Source organism: Acidovorax sp. LjRoot194 (assembly GCF_964253015.1).
Lineage (GTDB): Bacteria > Pseudomonadota > Gammaproteobacteria > Burkholderiales > Burkholderiaceae_C > Acidovorax.
In genome coordinates, this window is the sequence record NZ_CAXUQB020000001.1 from 5,092,501 (window position 1) to 5,108,938 (window position 16,438).

Consider the following 16,438-nt stretch of genomic DNA (forward strand, 5'->3'; position numbering starts at 1 on the left):
GAGGCATACGACGCGTGGAACTGGGAGCAGCGCGTAGAAGAAACATTGCAACGACTGCATCTCGACCCTGACGCCGTCGTTGGCACGCTGTCGGGCGGGACCAAAAAGCGTGTGGCCTTGGCCCAGGCGCTGGTGGCGCGCCCTGATGTGCTGCTGCTGGACGAGCCCACCAACCACTTGGATCTGGACTCGATCGAATGGTTGGAGGAACTGCTGATCGACTTCCCTGGCAGCGTGGTCACGATCACCCATGACCGATCATTCCTGGACCGGGTCGCGACGCGAATCGTGGAGCTGGACCGGGGACAACTGCGCTCCTACCCCGGCAATTTCGCCCAGTACGTGCTTCAGAAGGAAGAGCAGCTGGCCCAGGAGGCTGTGATTTCAGCCAAGGCCGACAAGCTTCTCGCCCAAGAAGAAGTGTGGATACGCAGGGGGGTGGAAGCGCGCCGCACACGCAGCCAGAGCCGCATCAGCCGCCTGGAGCAACTGCGCTCCAAGCGCGAAGCCCGTCGCGATGTCGTGGGCAGCGTGCGCATGGACGTTGCCTCCGGGGGCTCCAACGGCTATCAAGGGAAGATCGTGGCCGAGCTCACGGATGTGAGCAAAGCATTTGGCGACCGGACCATCGTGCGCAACTTCACGGGCACCATCCTGCGCGGCGACAAGGTGGGACTGATCGGCCCCAATGGTGCGGGCAAGACGACCCTTCTCAAGTTGATCCTGGGTGAACTGCAGCCCGACAAGGGCACCATCCGCCAAGGTGCCAACCTGCAGGTCGCATATTTCGATCAAATGCGCCACGCGATCAATCTGGACGCAACGCTGGAGGACTTCATCAGCCCCGGCAGCGAATGGATCGAGATCGGCAATCAGCGCAAGCATGTGAAGAGCTATCTGAGCGACTTTCTGTTCTCTCCTGCGCGCGCGCATTCGCCCGTGCGTTCGCTCTCTGGCGGAGAGCGCAACCGCCTGCTGTTGGCCCGGCTGTTCGCACGCCCAGCCAACGTGCTGGTACTGGACGAGCCCACGAACGACCTGGACATCGACACGCTGGACCTGCTGGAAGAATTGCTGGAGAACTACGACGGCACCGTGTTCCTCGTCAGCCACGACCGGACCTTTTTGGACAACGTGGTCACCAGCACCATCGCATCCGAAGGCGATGGGCTGTGGCGCGAATACGAGGGCGGGGTCCAGGACTGGCTGCTGCAGTCCAAGCGCAGCCGTGCACTGGCCACCGCCACAGCAGCAGCACCGGCAGCCGCATCCAAGGTAGAGAGCGAAAGTTCAGATAAAAATACTGCCTCGCGCGCATCTGGCGACGCTTTGCCGCTATCAAAAAAGAAGCTGAGCTACAAAGAGCAGCGTGAGCTCGAGCAGCTGCCCGCACGTATCGCTGCACTTGAAGCGGAACAAAAAACCCTGCAAGAAGGACTGGCCGATGGCAGCTTGTACAGCACTGACCCTGCCCGCGCAGCCACCATGGGCGCACGCTCCAGTGAAATTGATGACGAGTTGATGGCGGCGCTGGAGCGCTGGACTGCGTTGTCCGCCTGAGGAGCATGAAGAACCCGAGGCGCTGGGCGCCTGGGCGAATCAGCCGGCTATTGGGATTGGGGACCGGCGAAGCGCCTCGGTGCTGAGCCTGGCATTCCAAGCGCCCCCGCCCTCCATCCATCCATCAAATACGATGGTGCAGCCTGTCGGTGGCCCCGCGCAAGCGGCTGATCAGCGCTGGCGCAATCTGCCCCAGTGGCAGCACTTCGTCCGCTGCCCCGTGCGCAATCGCTTCGCGCGGCATGCCGAACACGATGCAGGTCGCTTCGTCCTGCACGTAGTTGTAGCTGCCCGCATCTTTCATTTCCCGCATGGCTGCGGCGCCGTCGTTGCCCATGCCCGTGAGCATGATGCCAAACGCGTTGCGCCCCACCACCGCGGCAGCGGACTTGAACAACACCTCGACCGAGGGTTTGTGGCGGTTCACCGGCGGGCCGTCGTCCACCACAGCCACGTAGTTGGCGCCACTGCGCGCCACATGGAACTGCGTTCCCCCAGGAGCAATGTAGGCGTGGCCAGGCAGGATGCGCTCGCCATTGACCGCCTCTTTAACCGTGATCTGGCACAGGCCGTTCAAGCGCGCGGCAAAGCTGGTGGTGAAGCCGGGCGGCATGTGCTGGGTGATCACAATCGCCGGCGAGTCCGCCGGCATGTGCACCAGGACCTCCTTGATCGCTTCGGTGCCGCCTGTCGACGCGCCGATGCAGATCAGCTTCTCGGTGGACAGACGACCCAGCAGTGCCGACGCGGACGGCGGCGCGGCGGCGGCACTGCCAGCGTGACCGGGAACCGCAGCCTCCCGCACCGGCGCACGGCGCACCTGCGCAACCGCGGCGACGCGGATCTTCTCCACGATCAGCGATGCCAGATCATTGAGCCCGCTGGCCAGGCCGACACGGGGCTTGGCCACAAAGTCGACGGCGCCCAGCTCCAGCGCCTTCATAGTCACTTCGGCTCCGCGCTCCGTCAGCGTCGAGATCATCACCACCGGCATGGGACGCAACCGCATGAGCCGACCCAGAAAATCGATGCCGTCCATGCGGGGCATCTCGACATCCAGCGTAATGACATCGGGGTTGAGCTCGCGAATCATCTCGCGGGCTATCAAGGGGTCATTGGCAGTGCCGATGCACTCCATGTCCCGCTGCCGGTTGATGATCTCGGACAGCAGACTCCGCACCAGTGCCGAATCGTCCACCACGATCACCCGGATTTTCCTGCTCATTCACTCACGCTTTCTTTAAAACAGATCCACAGAACCGCCAGAGGTGGTCTTGGCCACGGTAGCCGCATTGCCCTTCACTTCCTGGGCCACCAGGGCCTCCGGATGGGCGTGGGCCAGCCGCTTGACCATGGCTTTCCCGGTCACGGGAAAGAAGACCACCTTGCGCGGATAGATGTCCAGCACGTCCTCGGAGACGATGGGAATGCGCTCGGTATGCAGGTAATTCAGAACAAAGTTGGTGTTGCGCTCGCCGACGTTCATGGTCGTGAAGTTGTGCATGACCTGCGCACCGCCAAAGATCTTGGCCTGCATGGTCTCGCGCCGGGCACCCTGCTTCATCATTTCGTTGATGAGCAGTTCCATCGCGTACGAGCCGTAGCGCCCCGATGCATCCGCGATATCGCCATCGGGCAGCATGAAGTGGTTCATGCCACCGATGCGCGCCCGGCTGTCCCACAAACATGCGGCGATGCACGAGCCCAGCACCGTCATGATGACCATGCTTTCGTCGGCAACGAAATACTCCCCGGGCAGCACCTTTACTGCGTTGTGCTGAAAGTGATGGTCCAGGTAGAAGAACGACGCTTCGCCCGGCTTGCGGCTGCGCGCCTTGAGGTCCTGCAGCGAAGACTCCCGCGCAGGAGCATTGCCGGGCGAATAGATGTCCGCGCTCAGCGGGGCAATGCGCGGTGCGCGGCGCCGCTCTGCGGAGCCGCTCGCGGCTGCCGCCAGAGAGGGGGATGATCCTGCTTGGATGTTGGTCATGGTGCTAGGTGCGGTGCGACAACATGGACAGGTCAACGGCGCTCGTACACCGTCTTGCCACGCAGCGTAAACAGGTCTCTGGATTCACTGAAATTCTCTGCATGGCCCACAAACAGCATGCCACCGGGCTTGAGCACCCTGTGGATTCGTTCCAGCACACGCCGCTGGGTGGGCGCATCGAAGTAGATCATGACGTTGCGGCAAAAGACCACGTCGAACGGTTCCTTGAACGGCCAGTCGTCGCGGATGAGATTGACGCTCATGAAGTCGATGGCGCGGCGCAGTTCGGGCTTGGCCCGCACCATGCCGGTGTTGCCCGCCTTGCCGCGCAGAAAGAACTTTTGCAGGCGCTCGGGGCTGAGGCCCTTGAGGCCATCCAGCCGGTACACGCCCTGCGCCGCCGTCGCCAGCACCCGCGAGTCGATGTCGCTGGCCGTGAGCTTGAACGAACCGTTGGCCCCCAGCGCTTCGAAAGCGGTCATGACGATGGAATACGGCTCCTCGCCCGTGGACGCAGCATTGCACCAGACTCGCCAGCTGGTGCCCGGCTTGCCCCGCAGGTGCGAGGCAAAGATTTCGAAATGGTGCTGCTCGCGAAAAAAGGCCGTGAGGTTGGTGGTAAGCGCGTTGATGAATTCCTGCCACTCGGGGCCGTCGTGCGTTTCCAGCCAACCCAGGTAGTCATGAAAGCTCGAATGGCCGGTATCCCGCAGCCGCCGCGACAGGCGGCTGTACACCATGGCGTGCTTGCCATCGTGCAGGCTGATGCCCGCGCGTTGATAGATCAAGGCCTGGACGCGCGCGAAGTCGGCATTGGTCCAGACGAACTCACGCCCCTGCGCCAAAGGCCCCGATGGAGCCCCGGCCATGGCGGATTCCGCCCGGGACGCGGGGGATCGGGCTGAAGCAGATGCGCTGGTGGGTTGGGCCATATTGATCATCCGACGGGAAGTTCTGTTCACTCCAAGAGATCTGCAAGCCACAGTGGCGACGCGGCCCACTGCCGCCGTCGCCGGTCCATGCGGGTGTGGCCTATTCGGTGGCCGCCACCAGCCCCATGTCTACGCCGGACATGAGCTTTTCGATATCCAGCAGGATCAGCATGCGCTCACCCACCGAGCCCAGGCCCAGGATGCAGCTGGCATCGATCGCGCTTTCGATATCGGGTGCGGAACGGATGCTTTCAGGCGTCAGCTCCATCACATCGCTCACCGAGTCCACCACGATCCCGACCACCCGGTTGCGCAGGTTCAGGATGATGACCACCGTGAAACTGTTGTAGTCGGCCTGCGCGCAGTTGAACTTGATGCGCATGTCCACGATAGGCACGATGGTGCCGCGCAGATTGACCACACCCTTGATGAAGCTCGGGGCGTTCGCAATGCGTGTCGGGGGCTCGTAGCCCCGGATCTCCTGCACCTTCAGGATATCGATCCCGTACTCTTCCTGATCGAGACGGAACGTGAGGTATTCCCGCGTACCGGTTGGCACCGCTTCTGCTGTCTTTCCAATCACACTCATGGTGCACACTCCTTTTTAAGCCGCGCCGCCCGCTGCAGGCTGGCGCGCTCGAATCGCTTGAAATTAGTGGCGCGCCCTGCGCACCAGACCGCCCGTGTCCAGAATCAGGGCCACCGTGCCGTCGCCCAGAATGGTCGCGCCAGACACGTTGGGCACCTTGCGGTAGTTCGACTCCAGGTTCTTGACCACCACCTGGTGCTGGCCCAGAAGCTCATCCACCAGCAAAGCCACGCGGCTGCCATCGGCCTCCACGACGACCATGATGTTGCTGGACTTGTTGGGGTCGAAGCGCGGTACCTGGAAGATCTTCTCCAGGGCGATCACCGGCATGTACTCGTCGCGCACCTTCACCAGCTGGGAACCTTGCGCCACGGTGCTCACGTCGTCCGAGTTGACCTGGAAGGACTCCACGACCGACGACAGCGGCAGGATGTAGACCTCGTCGCTCACGCCCACCGACATGCCGTCCATGATGGCCAGGGTGAGCGGCAGGCGCACGGAGACCTTCATGCCGTAGCCTTCGGCGGAATCGATCTCGACCGAGCCGTTGAGCGCTGCGATATTGCGCTTGACCACGTCCATGCCCACACCGCGGCCGGACACGTCGGTAACTTCGTCGGCGGTGGAGAAGCCCGGCGCGAAGATCAGCTGCCACACCTCGGCGTCGCTCATCTGCTCGGACACTTCCAGGCCACGCTCCTGGGCTTTCTTCAGGATCTTGTCGCGCGACAGCCCGCGGCCGTCGTCGCGCACCTCGATCACGATCGAGCCGCCCTGGTGGGACGCCGACAGGGTGATGGTCCCGTGCTCCGACTTGCCCTTGGCCAGGCGGTCGGCCGGCATTTCGATACCGTGGTCGCAGCTGTTGCGCACCAGGTGGGTCAGTGGGTCGGTGATCTTCTCGACCAGGCCCTTGTCCAGCTCGGTGGCTTCGCCCAGCGTGACCAGCTCCACCTTCTTGCCCAACTTATTTGCGAGGTCGCGCAGCATGCGCGGGAACCGGCTGAACACGATGGACATGGGGATCATGCGGATCGACATGACCGATTCCTGCAGGTCGCGCGTGTTGCGGTCCAGATCGGCCAGGCCTGCCAGCAGTTGCTGGTAGGCGCCGGCATCCAGGCCACGGCTGTTTTGCGCCAGCATCGCCTGGGTGATGACCAGTTCACCCACCAGGTTGATCAGCTGATCGACCTTCTTGACGTCCACCCGGATGGTGGTGGATTCCATTTGGGCCTGGATGGCGGCTTTGGGCTCGGCAGCCTTGGGAGCCACAGCCTTGGCCTGAGAGGGGGCCTGTGCGGCAGCCTGCGGCGCGTCAGAAGGCGCTCCGGGCGCATCGTTGAAGAAACCGTACGGCGCCTCGCTGCCAGACGGGTCGACAGCGACCAACACTTCCTCGTCGTCTGCCAGAGGCTGAGCGCTGTCTGCTGCTGCCGCTGCATCGCGGATGAGCACCTGTTCCTTGGCCACATGGAAGGCAAACAGGTCCAGCAGGTCGTCGTCGGTGGAGGTGGTTTCCACTGCGAAGAGGCGGGTGTTCGGCTGCGAACTCTCCAGGTCCTGGATCGCGCCCAGGCCTGGAATGTCGCGGAACAACTCCTTGATGGCATCGGCTTGCTGCAAACGCTCCAGCGGGCCGATCTGAATCTGGAGTTTGCGTGCCTGCCCTGCCACGGCTGGCGTTGCGGCCTTGGGCGCAGGTGCAGCTGCTACCGGAGCAGGCGCTGGCGCTGGTGCCGGTGCTGGGGGCGGCGGTGCCGCTGCAGCGGCAGCCTCGCCAGGCACTTGCCCGGCCGCCAGGTCGCTGATACGGCGCACCAGCGATGCGGTGGACACCGCCTCGCCCTGGCCACCTGCCTGGTGGCGGGCGAGCAGACTGCGCGAAGCGTCGGCAGACTCCAGCAACACGTCGACCATCTGAGGAATCGGCTGCAGCTCGTGGCGGCGCAGCTTGTCCAGCAGCGACTCCATCTGGTGCGTCAGCTCCGCCACATCCGAAAAACCGAACGTGGCTGAGCCGCCCTTGATCGAGTGAGCGCAACGGAAGATCCCGTTGAGTTCCTCGTCATTGGCATTGACCAGGTCCAGATTGAGGAGCATGTGCTCCATCTGGTCGAGGTTCTCGCCGGCCTCTTCAAAGAAGATCTGGTAGAACTGGCTCAGGTCGAAGTCAGCGCCCCCGCCCGATCCTTCTTGGTAGGTATCCGCCATCGTAGGCTCCTGCTGTGTACTGGGTAGTCCGGGCCGACTGGGCTCAGCGGATCACTTTTTGGATGACTTCGATCAGGCGATTGGGGTCGAACGGCTTGACCAGCCAGCCCGTTGCGCCTGCGGTGCGTCCTGCCTGCTTCATCTGGTCGCTGGACTCGGTGGTCAGGATCAGAATGGGAATGGTCTTGAACTTGGGGTTCTCGCGCAGTTTGCGGGTCAGGCCGATCCCGTCGAGCCGCGGCATGTTCTGGTCGGCCAGCACGAGATCGATATCGTGACTCTCGGCCTTCTCCAGGGCATCCTGCCCATCCACCGCCTCCACAACGTGATAGCCGGCGCCCGTCAGGGTGAACGACACCATTTTCCGCATGGAGGGTGAATCATCTACGGCAAGGATCGATTGCATGTATGGCTCCAACTGACTTGAATATATAGGTTAACCAGCGGTGTAAAGGTCAGAACAGGTCCACCGAACCTGCATCCATCTCGCTCTGAGTGACCGGGTTCGGGCGGTCTGGCGCCATTTCGGCGAAAGGCGCGGCCTCTTCCCCATCCTCGTGTCCCATGGCCTCCGAGGCCAGCCGGAAAGCGCATCCCTGCAGAACCTTGGTGGTGTGCCAGATCAATTGGGACGCCATGTCCTGGAACTGGAGCTCGGTCACGGCGTTGCGCAGCGCAGCCCGCGCCGCCACCAGTTCCGGGGAATGGGCCACGGTCTCATCGGTCAGCACCGCATTGGCCTCGCCAAAGCGTTCCATGAGGTTGTCGGTGGCATGGCTCAGCAGTCCCTCCAGCCGATGGAGGTCGTGCATGACAACCAGCAGGGAGTCTTGCAACTCTGCCGCCACCATGACGGGAACCTGGACAGCAGGTCCTCCAGAGGTTGTTAGCGTAGATTGCATCGTTTCTCCATCGCAGCACGCAGCAGCACAGCACGCAAAAAACACAGGACTACGATACACGCACAACAGCCAAAACCGGTGCACGCACCGCGGCGTTATCGCCCATTGGACGCGTACGCTGAAACCGCCCCAACCGGACAAACACCCTTGTTTGTTCCAATTTGTATCCTATGATAGCGCCCCTATGGTCACCATAGCATCAGACCAGACCCTGAACATCCTGCATCTTGAAGATTCACTGACAGATCACGACCTGACTGCCAGGATATTGCGGCGATCCGGCCTTCAATGCCACCTCCAGAGGGTGGATTCGCTTCCCGAATTTCAAAAGCTCACCGATCAGCAGTCTTTTGACGTCATCCTGGCGGATTACCGACTGCCAGGCTTCACCGCACTGGACGCCTGGTCACATGTGGCGCAAAAGCCGCAACATCCCCCCTTCGTGCTGCTTTCAGGGGCTATTGGCGAAGCGGCAGCGGTGGATGCGATGCGCCTGGGGATCGCCGACTACCTGCTCAAAGATGACCTCCAGCGGCTTCCGCACGTGATTGCACGCGCGATCGAGGTGCACGAGGCCCGCCGGGCGCGCGAGCAGGCCGTGGCGGACCTGGCCGCATCGGAGCGCAGGCTCGCAGACCTGACCGAACACCTGCAGCTGTCGATCGAGCAGGAGCGCGCATCGATAGCCCGCGAGATCCACGACGACATCGGCGGCGCGCTGACCGCGGTGCGATTTGATGTGGCGTGGATCGGACGCCACAGCTCGGACCCGGCCATGCAGGAGCACGCCCAGTCCGCCACCGACATGCTCCAGCACGCCATTGGCGCCAGCCAGCGCATCATGATGAACCTGCGCCCTCCCATCCTCGAGCAGGGTCTGGTGGCTGCCGTGCAGTGGCTGGCCGCCGGTTTCGAACGCCGCACGGGCGTTCCGGCCCGGGTGGTCAGCAGCAGCGAGACCGTGCACACGCCCCCGGAGGTCCAGCTGGTGGCCTACCGCACCGCACAAGAGGCGCTGACCAACATTTCCAAGCATGCCCAGCCCCGCAAGGTGGACATCGACCTGTCTGACAGGGAGGGAGTGTTGACCCTGGAAGTGACCGATGACGGCAAAGGTATCGACGCTCAAATGCTCGACAAGCCCAAGGCTTTCGGCCTCAAGGGCCTGCACGAGCGTGCCCGGACCGTCGGGGGATGGCTGGATATCAGCAGCCGGCCGGGCCACGGAACCTCCGTGATCCTGTCCATACCGCTAACATCACAGGCCATACCACCCGATTCTGGAGATGCTCAGTGATTCATGTGGTCCTGTGCGATGACCATGCCGTGCTGCGGCGTGGGATTCGCGACACACTGGCCGATGCGCCGGACATCGAGGTCACGGGCGAAGCCGGGGGGTATTCCGAGCTCCGGGACGTGCTGCGCACCGCCACCTGCGACGTGCTGCTGCTCGACCTGAACATGCCGGGCCGCAGCGGCCTGGAAGTGCTCACCAGCCTGCGCGAGACCCACTCGGCCATCAAGGTCCTGGTGGTGTCGATGTACCCCGAAGACCAGTACGCCCTGCGCTGCCTCAAAGCCGGGGCCCAGGGCTATGCCAACAAGGCCGGCGACCCGGTCGAATTGATTGCGGCCGTGCGCACCGTGATGCAGGGCCGCAAGTACCTCACGGCGGAGGTGGCGCAGATGCTGGCCGACAGCTTGGCGCAGCCGACTCCGGAGCTGCCTCACACCACGCTGTCAGAACGGGAGCTGCAGACCCTGGTCAAGATCGCCTCCGGCAGGCGCCTGTCGGACATCGCCGAAGAGCTGATGCTGAGCCCCAAGACCGTGAGCGTCTATCGCTCCCGGGTGCTCGAAAAACTCAAGCTCTCCAACAACGCGGAACTGACGGTCTACGCCATCCGCAACGGTTTGGTGTAGCGCGCCACGGTGCCGCCTACCTGGCGAAAAGATCCACCGCCTTTTGCATCAGCGCCAGCACGGGTTGCTCCAGCAGGGGCAGTGTCGCCGCAATGCCCAGCATGCCCACCGTCAGCGTGACGGGAAACCCCACCGAGTAGATGTTCATCTGCGGTGCGACCCGCGAAATGATGCCCAGGGTCAGGTTGACGAAGAGCAGCAGCGCAATCATGGGCAGCGCAATCCACAGCGCACTCGAGAACAGCGCTGAGCCCATCTCGTGCAGCCGCATCTGGCCCAATGCCTGCATGAAGTTGCCGTTGACCGGAAACCGCTCGAAGCTCTTCACCACGGCCATGAGAATCAACAGATGCCCGTTGATCACCACGAACAGCAGCAAGGACATGTGTCCAAAGAAGCGCGCGACCGCGCTGATCTGCGTGTTGGACGACGGATCGAAGAACGACGCGAAGTTGAGCCCCATCTGCAAACCAATGAGTTCGCCCGCCAGCTCCACGGCGGCAAACACCAGCCGCACCGCAAAGCCGATGGCGAGCCCCACGATCACCTGCTGGGCCACTGCCGCCATCGCTTCGCGCCCATTGACGCTGATGACCGGCTGCTCACCCAGCACGCCTTGCGCGCACACGGCCACCAGAAACGCCAGGCCGACCTTCACCCGCATCGGGATGACGCGCATGGAGAACACGGGCGCCACCGTAAACACCGCCAACACCCGCAGAAAAGGCCACAGGATGGGCGACAGCCACGCCATCAACTGGGCTTCCGAGAAAGTGATCACGCGCGGTCCTCAGCGGGGCAAAACAGGCAGGGCCAGACAACCGTCGCCGGGTGGGGACGGCAGATGCGTTGCCTAGCCGATCATCGACGGAATGGACTCGATCGTCCGGCGGATGAAATCCACCAGCGTGCTGATCATCCAGGGGCCAGCGATGGCAAACACCACCATGGCAGCGATCAGCTTGGGCACGAATGCCAGCGTGGCTTCATGGATTTGCGTGACGGCCTGGAAGATGCTCACGACCAGGCCGACAGCCATCACCACGCCCAGCACGGGCATGGAGATCATCAGCAGCAGCGTCAGGGCATCGCGCCCGATGGTCAGCACCATTTGCGAGGTCATTGCGGGCTCCTTCAGGGTACGAAGCTGGCTGCGAGCGAGCCGATCAGCAGGTTCCAGCCGTCGGCCAGCACAAACAGCATGAGCTTGAACGGCAACGCCACCAGCACCGGCGACAGCATCATCATGCCCAGCGACATCAGGATGCTGGACACCACCATGTCAATCACCAGAAACGGGATGAAGATCATGAAGCCGATCTGAAACGCCGACTTCAATTCACTGGTGACGAAGGCCGGCACCAGCACGCGCAGTGGCGCCGTCTCGGCAGTGACCTTCGGGTCCAGGCGGGCCAGACGGGAGAACAGCGCAAAGTCCGACTGCCGGGTCTGCTTGAGCATGAAGCTGCGCATCGGCGCCTCGGCCTTCTCCAGGGCCTGATCGAACGTGATCGCATTGGTGGTGTACGGCACATACGCGTCCTGGTACACCCGGTCCAGCGTCGGCCCCATCACAAAGAACGTGAGAAACAACGACAGCCCGATGATGACCTGGTTGGGCGGCGCCGACTGCGTGCCCAGCGCCTGCCGCAGCAACGACAGCACGATCACGATGCGCGTGAAGCCGGTCATCATGAGGAGCACGGCGGGCAAAAAGGACAGGGCCGTGAAGAAGAGCAGTGTCTGGATGGGCACCGAGTAGTTGGTGCCACCAGGGCCGCTGCCCACCACCAGAGGCAATGACCCACCCGCAGCCTGCGCAAACGCCGGAGCTTGCAGCGCAAGGCCCAGAGCCGCCAGCGCTCCCCAGGCCGCCAGGCGGCGCACAGAGCGCCCTTCAACCATTGGACGGCTTTCCTGCACCAGCCACGGCGATAGCCACTTCCTGTGCGAATGAAGGCTCAGCGCGTGCGCTGCCCACCACCGGAGCGGCACCCACCGCGGGGGCGCCCAGGCCCGTGGCTGCGGGAGCGGTCGGCAACACATGCAGGCAGCTCACGTTCTGAGCCGTCACCCCCAACACCAGCCAGGTGCGCGCATGCTCGGGTCCGACCTCTACCGTCACCACCCGCTGCTGCGGACCGACCGCCACCACCGACAACACGCGCGACGCGGTGCCTGCGGCCATCGAGCTGGCGGCATGCCGCTGCTGCAAACGCTTGATCAGCCACGGCAGGCAGGCCATGGCGCCCACGAAGAGCACCACCACCAGCAAGGTCTGGGTCATGCCGCTGCTATCCACGGCTGACACGGCGCAAGCGCTCCGAAGGCGTCACCACATCGGTCAGGCGGATACCGAACTTGTCGTTCACCACCACCACCTCGCCCTGGGCGATGAGATAACCGTTCACCAGCACATCCATGGGCTCGCCGGCCAGCGCATCGAGCTCGACGACCGAGCCCTGCGCCAGTTGCAGGATGTACTTGATGGGCACCTTGGTGCGGCCCAACTCCACCGACAGCTGCACCGGAATGTCCAGCACCATGTTGATGTCGTTGATGGTGTCGCCACCACCGCCCGCACCGGAGAAAGGCCGCACGGGCTCGCCCGACAAAGGCCCGCCCTGCTCGCCATCGGCGGGCTTGCCGTCCGTGCTTTTTTGCTCTTCCAGCGCCTCGGCCCAACCCGCAAACGGATCTTCCGCGGCAGCGTCCTTGTTGTCTTCTTCAGTTGCCATCTTTTTCTCCCAGCCAGCTCATGTCCGAATTGCGCAGGCACTCTTCAATGCGAATGGCGTACTTGGAATTGTGGGTTCCGTACTGGCATTCAAAAATTGGAACTCCGCCGATCGACGCGCGGATGCGCGGCTCACGGTCCAGTTCTATGAAATCTCCCGGCTTCATGGCCAGCAGCTGCTCCACCGTGGCATCGGCCTTCGCAAGCTCTGCCACCAGCGTCACCTCGGCCGCCTGGATCTCGCGCGTCAGCACCCGCACCCAGCGGCGGTCCACCTCGATGGAGTCGCCCTGCGTGGAGGAGTACAGCACATCGCGGATAGGCTCCAGCGTGGCGTACGGCATACAGATGTGGATCGCACCGGAGAGGTCGCCGATTTCCAGCTGGAACGCCGTCGACACCACGATTTCGCTGGGGGTGGCGATGTTGGCGAACTGTGGCTGCATTTCCGAGCGCTGGTACTCCAGCTCCAGCGGGTAGATCCCCTGCCAGGCCTTCTTGTACTCCGTGCAGATCACCTCCACCAGGCGGTTGATGACCCGCTGCTCGGTGGGCGAAAAATCACGGCCTTCGATCCGCGTCTGGAACTTGCCCACGCCGCCATACAGCGTGTCGATGATGCCGAACACCAGCGACGGCTCGCACACGATCAGCCCGCTGCCGCGCAGCGGGCGGATGGCCACGATGTTGAAATTGGTAGGCACCGCCAGTTCGCGCAGGAAGGCGCTGTACCGCTGCACCGACACCGTGCCCACCGAAATCTCGGGGCTTCGGCGGATGAAGTTGAACAAACCGATGCGGAAGTTGCGCGCAAACCGCTCGTTGACGATTTCCATCGTCGGCATGCGGCCGCGGACGATGCGCTCCTGGCTGGAGATGTCGTAGTTGCGGACCGAGCCCGCCTCGGCCACTTCCTCGACCGACTTCTGGCTTTCGCCCGTGACCCCTTCCAGAAGGGCATCGACCTCTTCCTGCGAAAGAAACGAATCACTCATGACTGGTCCTTGCCCGGGTCATTGGATGATGAAGTTGGAGAAAAGCACGCGGCGCACGGGGTTGCGCGGTTCCGCGCGGCGGCGCGCGGGGCGGTCGTCTTCATCATCGGCAGACTCTTTCTCGCGGGCGCGCTCGCGCTCACGTTCACGCTCTGAGGGCACCGAGTAGCCCAGGGGGCGCGAGACTTCGCGCAACACATCGGTGGCCAGCTTTTCCTTGCCCTCGCGCTGCAGCAGCTCGGCAGACGTGCGCTGCGACACCAGCATCAGGATGCCGCTGCGGATGGACGGAAGGTACTGCTTGACCTGCTCGGCCGTCTTCGCATCTTCCACTTCCAGGGTGATGCCGATCTGGGCGAACCGGTCGCCGCCAGGATCGGCCAGGTTGACCACCATGTTCTCCAGCGGCAAAAACGTGGGCGCGACCTTTGGGGTCTCTTTTTCCTTGTGCGCCACTTTTTCACCGCCGTCCTCTGCATCGGCGTGCGAGCGGCTGGAGATGAACCACGCCGCAGCACCGCCACCGATCACCAGCACAGCCACGGCTGCAATGATGATGATGAGCATCTTCTTGCTTTTGGCCGGAGGTGCTGCTGCAGGAGTATTGGCTGACACGATGCGGATTCCTTGCGGTAGTGAGCAAGCCGCGCCTGCGCCATCAGGGGGCGGGCAAAGCTGGAAGGCCCATTATTGGACGAAGAGGCAGCCCATAATAGCCAGAATAAAAGCCATAAACCATGGCATTCGGCCCGCTCGACCTGCCCTGGGGCTCAGACTGTGCGTGGCACCCTGCCTAGGCCCGGCCCCGCACGCCCCGGGTAGCGTTACACGAAGACATCGACCGCACGGTCCGGTGAGCCGCCGCTGCGCTGCAGCGACGCGGTACCCACCGGCGCTGTCGCCACCACCTGCGCCTGGCGGGTGCCGCCGCCGTCGCGCTGACGCGGCTGCTCGCCGGAGCCTGTGCCCTGGCCGGCAGACGTACCCACGGACATGCCCGACAACACCAGCCCCTCGCTGCGCAGCAACTCGCTCAACTGCGCCATGCTGCGGTCCAGCATGTCTCGCGTTTGCGCCTGGTCGCTGCGGAAGGACACATGGGCTTCGTTGCCCGAGAGCGTCACCGACACCTCCACGGGCTGCCCGTCACGGTTGAGCGTGAGTTCGGCGTTCTGGGTCTTCTGGTGGACCCAGTAAGCCACCTGGTCTGCCACCTGCTCTTCCACCCCGGCCTGGGCCGGGTCGGTGAACACGGACCCATCCACATTGCCGGCCTCTTGCGGGGCACTGGCCGACAGGCCGTCGGACCACGCTGCTGCACCCTGCTGGCCATCGCCCGAGCGGCCGCCCGAAGACTCTCCGCCGCGGGCCGATGCCGTCGCTGCCAGCAAGCCGTCGACCGCCGGCGCGCCCGACTCCATGGCCGACATCCCCGGCACGCCGGAGAAGGAACGCTCACCCGCGCCGCCACCGGCCGTGCGCGGCTCGCCCATCGCCTGGAAGCTTGCGCCCACCGTTGGCGTGAAAGCCTGCAGCGTCGACTGCAGCTTGCCGCTGTCTCCCGCCGCCGTCCGGCCGCCGAGGGCCTCCAGCGAATCGGCTTTCTGCGCCAGTGCATTGCTCTGCAGACGTGAGAACGCACGTCCGAAGCCTTGCCCCACTGCAGGTTGCGGGCCGCCTTTGAGGTCGCCAGAGGTATCGAGCATCGCGGTCTCGGCCACAAGGCCTTGAGGCATGCCGTCCACGCCCACCAGCGCGCTGTTCAGTGCGCTGGCGCGCCCTCCACCGCCCAGGACCCCGTCTTGCGCAAGCGTTGCTGTATCGACGCCAGAAAGTCCCGGGGCCGATGGCGCCAGCAGCCCCTGCCACGCAGCCATCGCGGCGGCATCTGCGGCATCCTTGCCCGCGTCAGGCAGCAAGGCCACCGTGGCATCCTGCTCAGCACTCCCCAAGTCGAGCGGCGCACCGTCCAACGGTGAAGATCCGTCCCCCAGCGCTGCCAGCAGCGCAAGGAATCCGCCCGAACCCGCAGCGTCGGCGGTATCGGTCGCTGGTGCGGAAGAACGGGACCGTGCAGCGTGGGCCGGCTGCGTTCCCTGTGAAGAAGAAATTTTTGTCTGTTCCATAGTGCTTACTCCTGGCCCACCGAGTTGCGGCTCACATTGCTGTACTGCAACGAGGCTCGCTCATCGGTTTGTTTCTGTTCTCGTCGTGTCTGCACCAGCTCCAGGTCATGGCGGCGCTTGTCGATGACCTTGCGCAGGCTGGCGAGCCGCAGTTCGGCCTCCAGCAAGGCGCGCCGGGCGGTCTCGACCCGGCCGGCATGGTCGCCCACCACGCCCGTCTGCATGCCGGCGGCGTGGCCGAGGCGGTCCATGAACTGGTAGTGGTGGTACATCACCTCGGGCTGCATGGCCGTGTCGGCCTTCATGCCCCAGCGTGCCTCGGTCTCGCGGGCGTAGTCTTCCAGCTGGTCCAGCTGCGCACGTGCAGCCTGTTGCGCAGCCAGGGTGTCCTGCAGCACCTGGCGGGCTGCGTCACGCTTGCGCTCGGCGACGTCGATCGCGATGGCGAGGGAGTTGAGGTTGGACATGGC

At 63.8% G+C, this 16,438-nt stretch carries 19 protein-coding genes (1 of these 19 cut by a window edge); 3 read left to right on the top strand and 16 right to left on the bottom strand.

Annotation, left to right across the window (positions count from 1 at the left end; all coding sequences use genetic code 11):
- Positions 1-1,560: the 3' portion of an ATP-binding cassette domain-containing protein gene (locus tag ACSQ3N_RS22980; protein WP_056172988.1), read on the top strand. 351 nt of this gene lie to the left of the window's left edge; 1,560 of the gene's 1,911 nt are visible here — the last part of the coding sequence; its start codon lies off the left edge, out of view; its stop codon occupies positions 1,558-1,560.
- 124 nt (positions 1,561-1,684) lie between these two features.
- Here ACSQ3N_RS22980 and ACSQ3N_RS22985 read toward each other — a convergent pair whose 3' ends face one another.
- The 7 genes from ACSQ3N_RS22985 to ACSQ3N_RS23015 form a co-directional block, all read right to left on the bottom strand.
- Positions 1,685-2,785 carry a protein-glutamate methylesterase/protein-glutamine glutaminase gene (locus ACSQ3N_RS22985; protein ID WP_056172983.1) on the bottom strand — a complete coding sequence of 367 codons (1,101 nt, stop codon included), beginning with the start codon at positions 2,783-2,785 and terminating at the stop codon, positions 1,685-1,687.
- A gap of 15 nt (positions 2,786-2,800) precedes the next feature.
- The gene (gene cheD, locus ACSQ3N_RS22990; RefSeq protein ID WP_056172980.1) at positions 2,801-3,550 is read right to left on the bottom strand and encodes a chemoreceptor glutamine deamidase CheD; all 750 of its coding nucleotides are present in this window, start codon (positions 3,548-3,550) and stop codon (positions 2,801-2,803) included.
- Between the two features lie 32 nt (positions 3,551-3,582).
- Positions 3,583-4,482 carry a CheR family methyltransferase gene (locus ACSQ3N_RS22995; protein WP_056173073.1) on the bottom strand — a complete coding sequence of 300 codons (900 nt, stop codon included), beginning with the start codon at positions 4,480-4,482 and terminating at the stop codon, positions 3,583-3,585.
- Positions 4,483-4,582: 100 nt separating this feature from the next.
- Positions 4,583-5,071 (bottom strand): chemotaxis protein CheW, encoded by a 489-nt coding sequence (locus tag ACSQ3N_RS23000; protein ID WP_056172977.1) that lies wholly within the window; start codon positions 5,069-5,071, stop codon positions 4,583-4,585.
- A 63-nt stretch (positions 5,072-5,134) separates the two neighbouring features.
- Positions 5,135-7,285, bottom strand: coding sequence for a chemotaxis protein CheW (locus ACSQ3N_RS23005; protein WP_056172974.1), 2,151 nt, complete (start codon positions 7,283-7,285; stop codon positions 5,135-5,137).
- Positions 7,286-7,328: 43 nt separating this feature from the next.
- Positions 7,329-7,691, bottom strand: a complete 363-nt coding sequence (locus ACSQ3N_RS23010; RefSeq protein ID WP_056173069.1) for a response regulator — start codon at positions 7,689-7,691, stop codon at positions 7,329-7,331.
- Positions 7,692-7,740: 49 nt separating this feature from the next.
- Positions 7,741-8,187: a hypothetical protein gene (locus ACSQ3N_RS23015; protein WP_056172971.1), complete on the bottom strand. Its 447-nt coding sequence runs from the start codon at positions 8,185-8,187 to the stop codon at positions 7,741-7,743.
- Positions 8,188-8,371: 184 nt separating this feature from the next.
- On the opposite strand from ACSQ3N_RS23015, the gene ACSQ3N_RS23020 reads away from it, so the two are divergent.
- Both ACSQ3N_RS23020 and ACSQ3N_RS23025 read left to right on the top strand, forming a co-directional pair.
- Entirely contained in the window at positions 8,372-9,484 is a 1,113-nt protein-coding gene (locus ACSQ3N_RS23020; RefSeq protein ID WP_436147560.1) for an ATP-binding protein, read from the top strand.
- Entirely contained in the window at positions 9,481-10,110 is a 630-nt protein-coding gene (locus ACSQ3N_RS23025; protein WP_056172965.1) for a response regulator, read from the top strand. Before ACSQ3N_RS23020 ends, ACSQ3N_RS23025 begins: the two co-directional genes overlap by 4 nt.
- Positions 10,111-10,126: 16 nt before the next feature.
- Here ACSQ3N_RS23025 and fliR read toward each other — a convergent pair whose 3' ends face one another.
- The 9 genes from fliR to fliJ all read right to left on the bottom strand — a co-directional run bounded on the left by fliR (position 10,127) and on the right by fliJ (position 16,435).
- A complete protein-coding gene (gene fliR / locus ACSQ3N_RS23030) occupies positions 10,127-10,891 on the bottom strand; it encodes a flagellar biosynthetic protein FliR (RefSeq protein WP_436147561.1) in 765 nt (254 codons plus the stop codon).
- A gap of 72 nt (positions 10,892-10,963) precedes the next feature.
- Positions 10,964-11,233: a flagellar biosynthesis protein FliQ gene (gene fliQ, locus ACSQ3N_RS23035; protein ID WP_056172960.1), complete on the bottom strand. Its 270-nt coding sequence runs from the start codon at positions 11,231-11,233 to the stop codon at positions 10,964-10,966.
- An 11-nt stretch (positions 11,234-11,244) separates the two neighbouring features.
- Positions 11,245-12,015, bottom strand: coding sequence for a flagellar type III secretion system pore protein FliP (gene fliP / locus ACSQ3N_RS23040; protein ID WP_056172958.1), 771 nt, complete (start codon positions 12,013-12,015; stop codon positions 11,245-11,247).
- Positions 12,008-12,397: a FliO/MopB family protein gene (locus tag ACSQ3N_RS23045; protein ID WP_056172956.1), complete on the bottom strand. Its 390-nt coding sequence runs from the start codon at positions 12,395-12,397 to the stop codon at positions 12,008-12,010. The genes fliP and ACSQ3N_RS23045 overlap by 8 nt, the downstream gene beginning before the upstream one ends.
- 7 nt (positions 12,398-12,404) lie before the next feature.
- Positions 12,405-12,848 (bottom strand): flagellar motor switch protein FliN, encoded by a 444-nt coding sequence (gene fliN, locus ACSQ3N_RS23050; protein WP_056172953.1) that lies wholly within the window; start codon positions 12,846-12,848, stop codon positions 12,405-12,407.
- A complete protein-coding gene (gene fliM / locus ACSQ3N_RS23055; protein ID WP_056172950.1) occupies positions 12,838-13,842 on the bottom strand; it encodes a flagellar motor switch protein FliM in 1,005 nt (334 codons plus the stop codon). The genes fliN and fliM overlap by 11 nt, the downstream gene beginning before the upstream one ends.
- An 18-nt stretch (positions 13,843-13,860) precedes the next feature.
- Complete coding sequence (locus ACSQ3N_RS23060) at positions 13,861-14,457, bottom strand: flagellar basal body-associated FliL family protein (RefSeq protein ID WP_056172947.1); 597 nt, start codon at positions 14,455-14,457, stop codon at positions 13,861-13,863.
- 209 nt (positions 14,458-14,666) lie between these two features.
- Positions 14,667-15,968 (bottom strand): flagellar hook-length control protein FliK, encoded by a 1,302-nt coding sequence (locus tag ACSQ3N_RS23065; RefSeq protein WP_436147562.1) that lies wholly within the window; start codon positions 15,966-15,968, stop codon positions 14,667-14,669.
- Between the two features lie 5 nt (positions 15,969-15,973).
- Positions 15,974-16,435, bottom strand: a complete 462-nt coding sequence (fliJ, locus tag ACSQ3N_RS23070) for a flagellar export protein FliJ (RefSeq protein WP_056172944.1) — start codon at positions 16,433-16,435, stop codon at positions 15,974-15,976.
- Positions 16,436-16,438 lie beyond the last annotated feature (3 nt).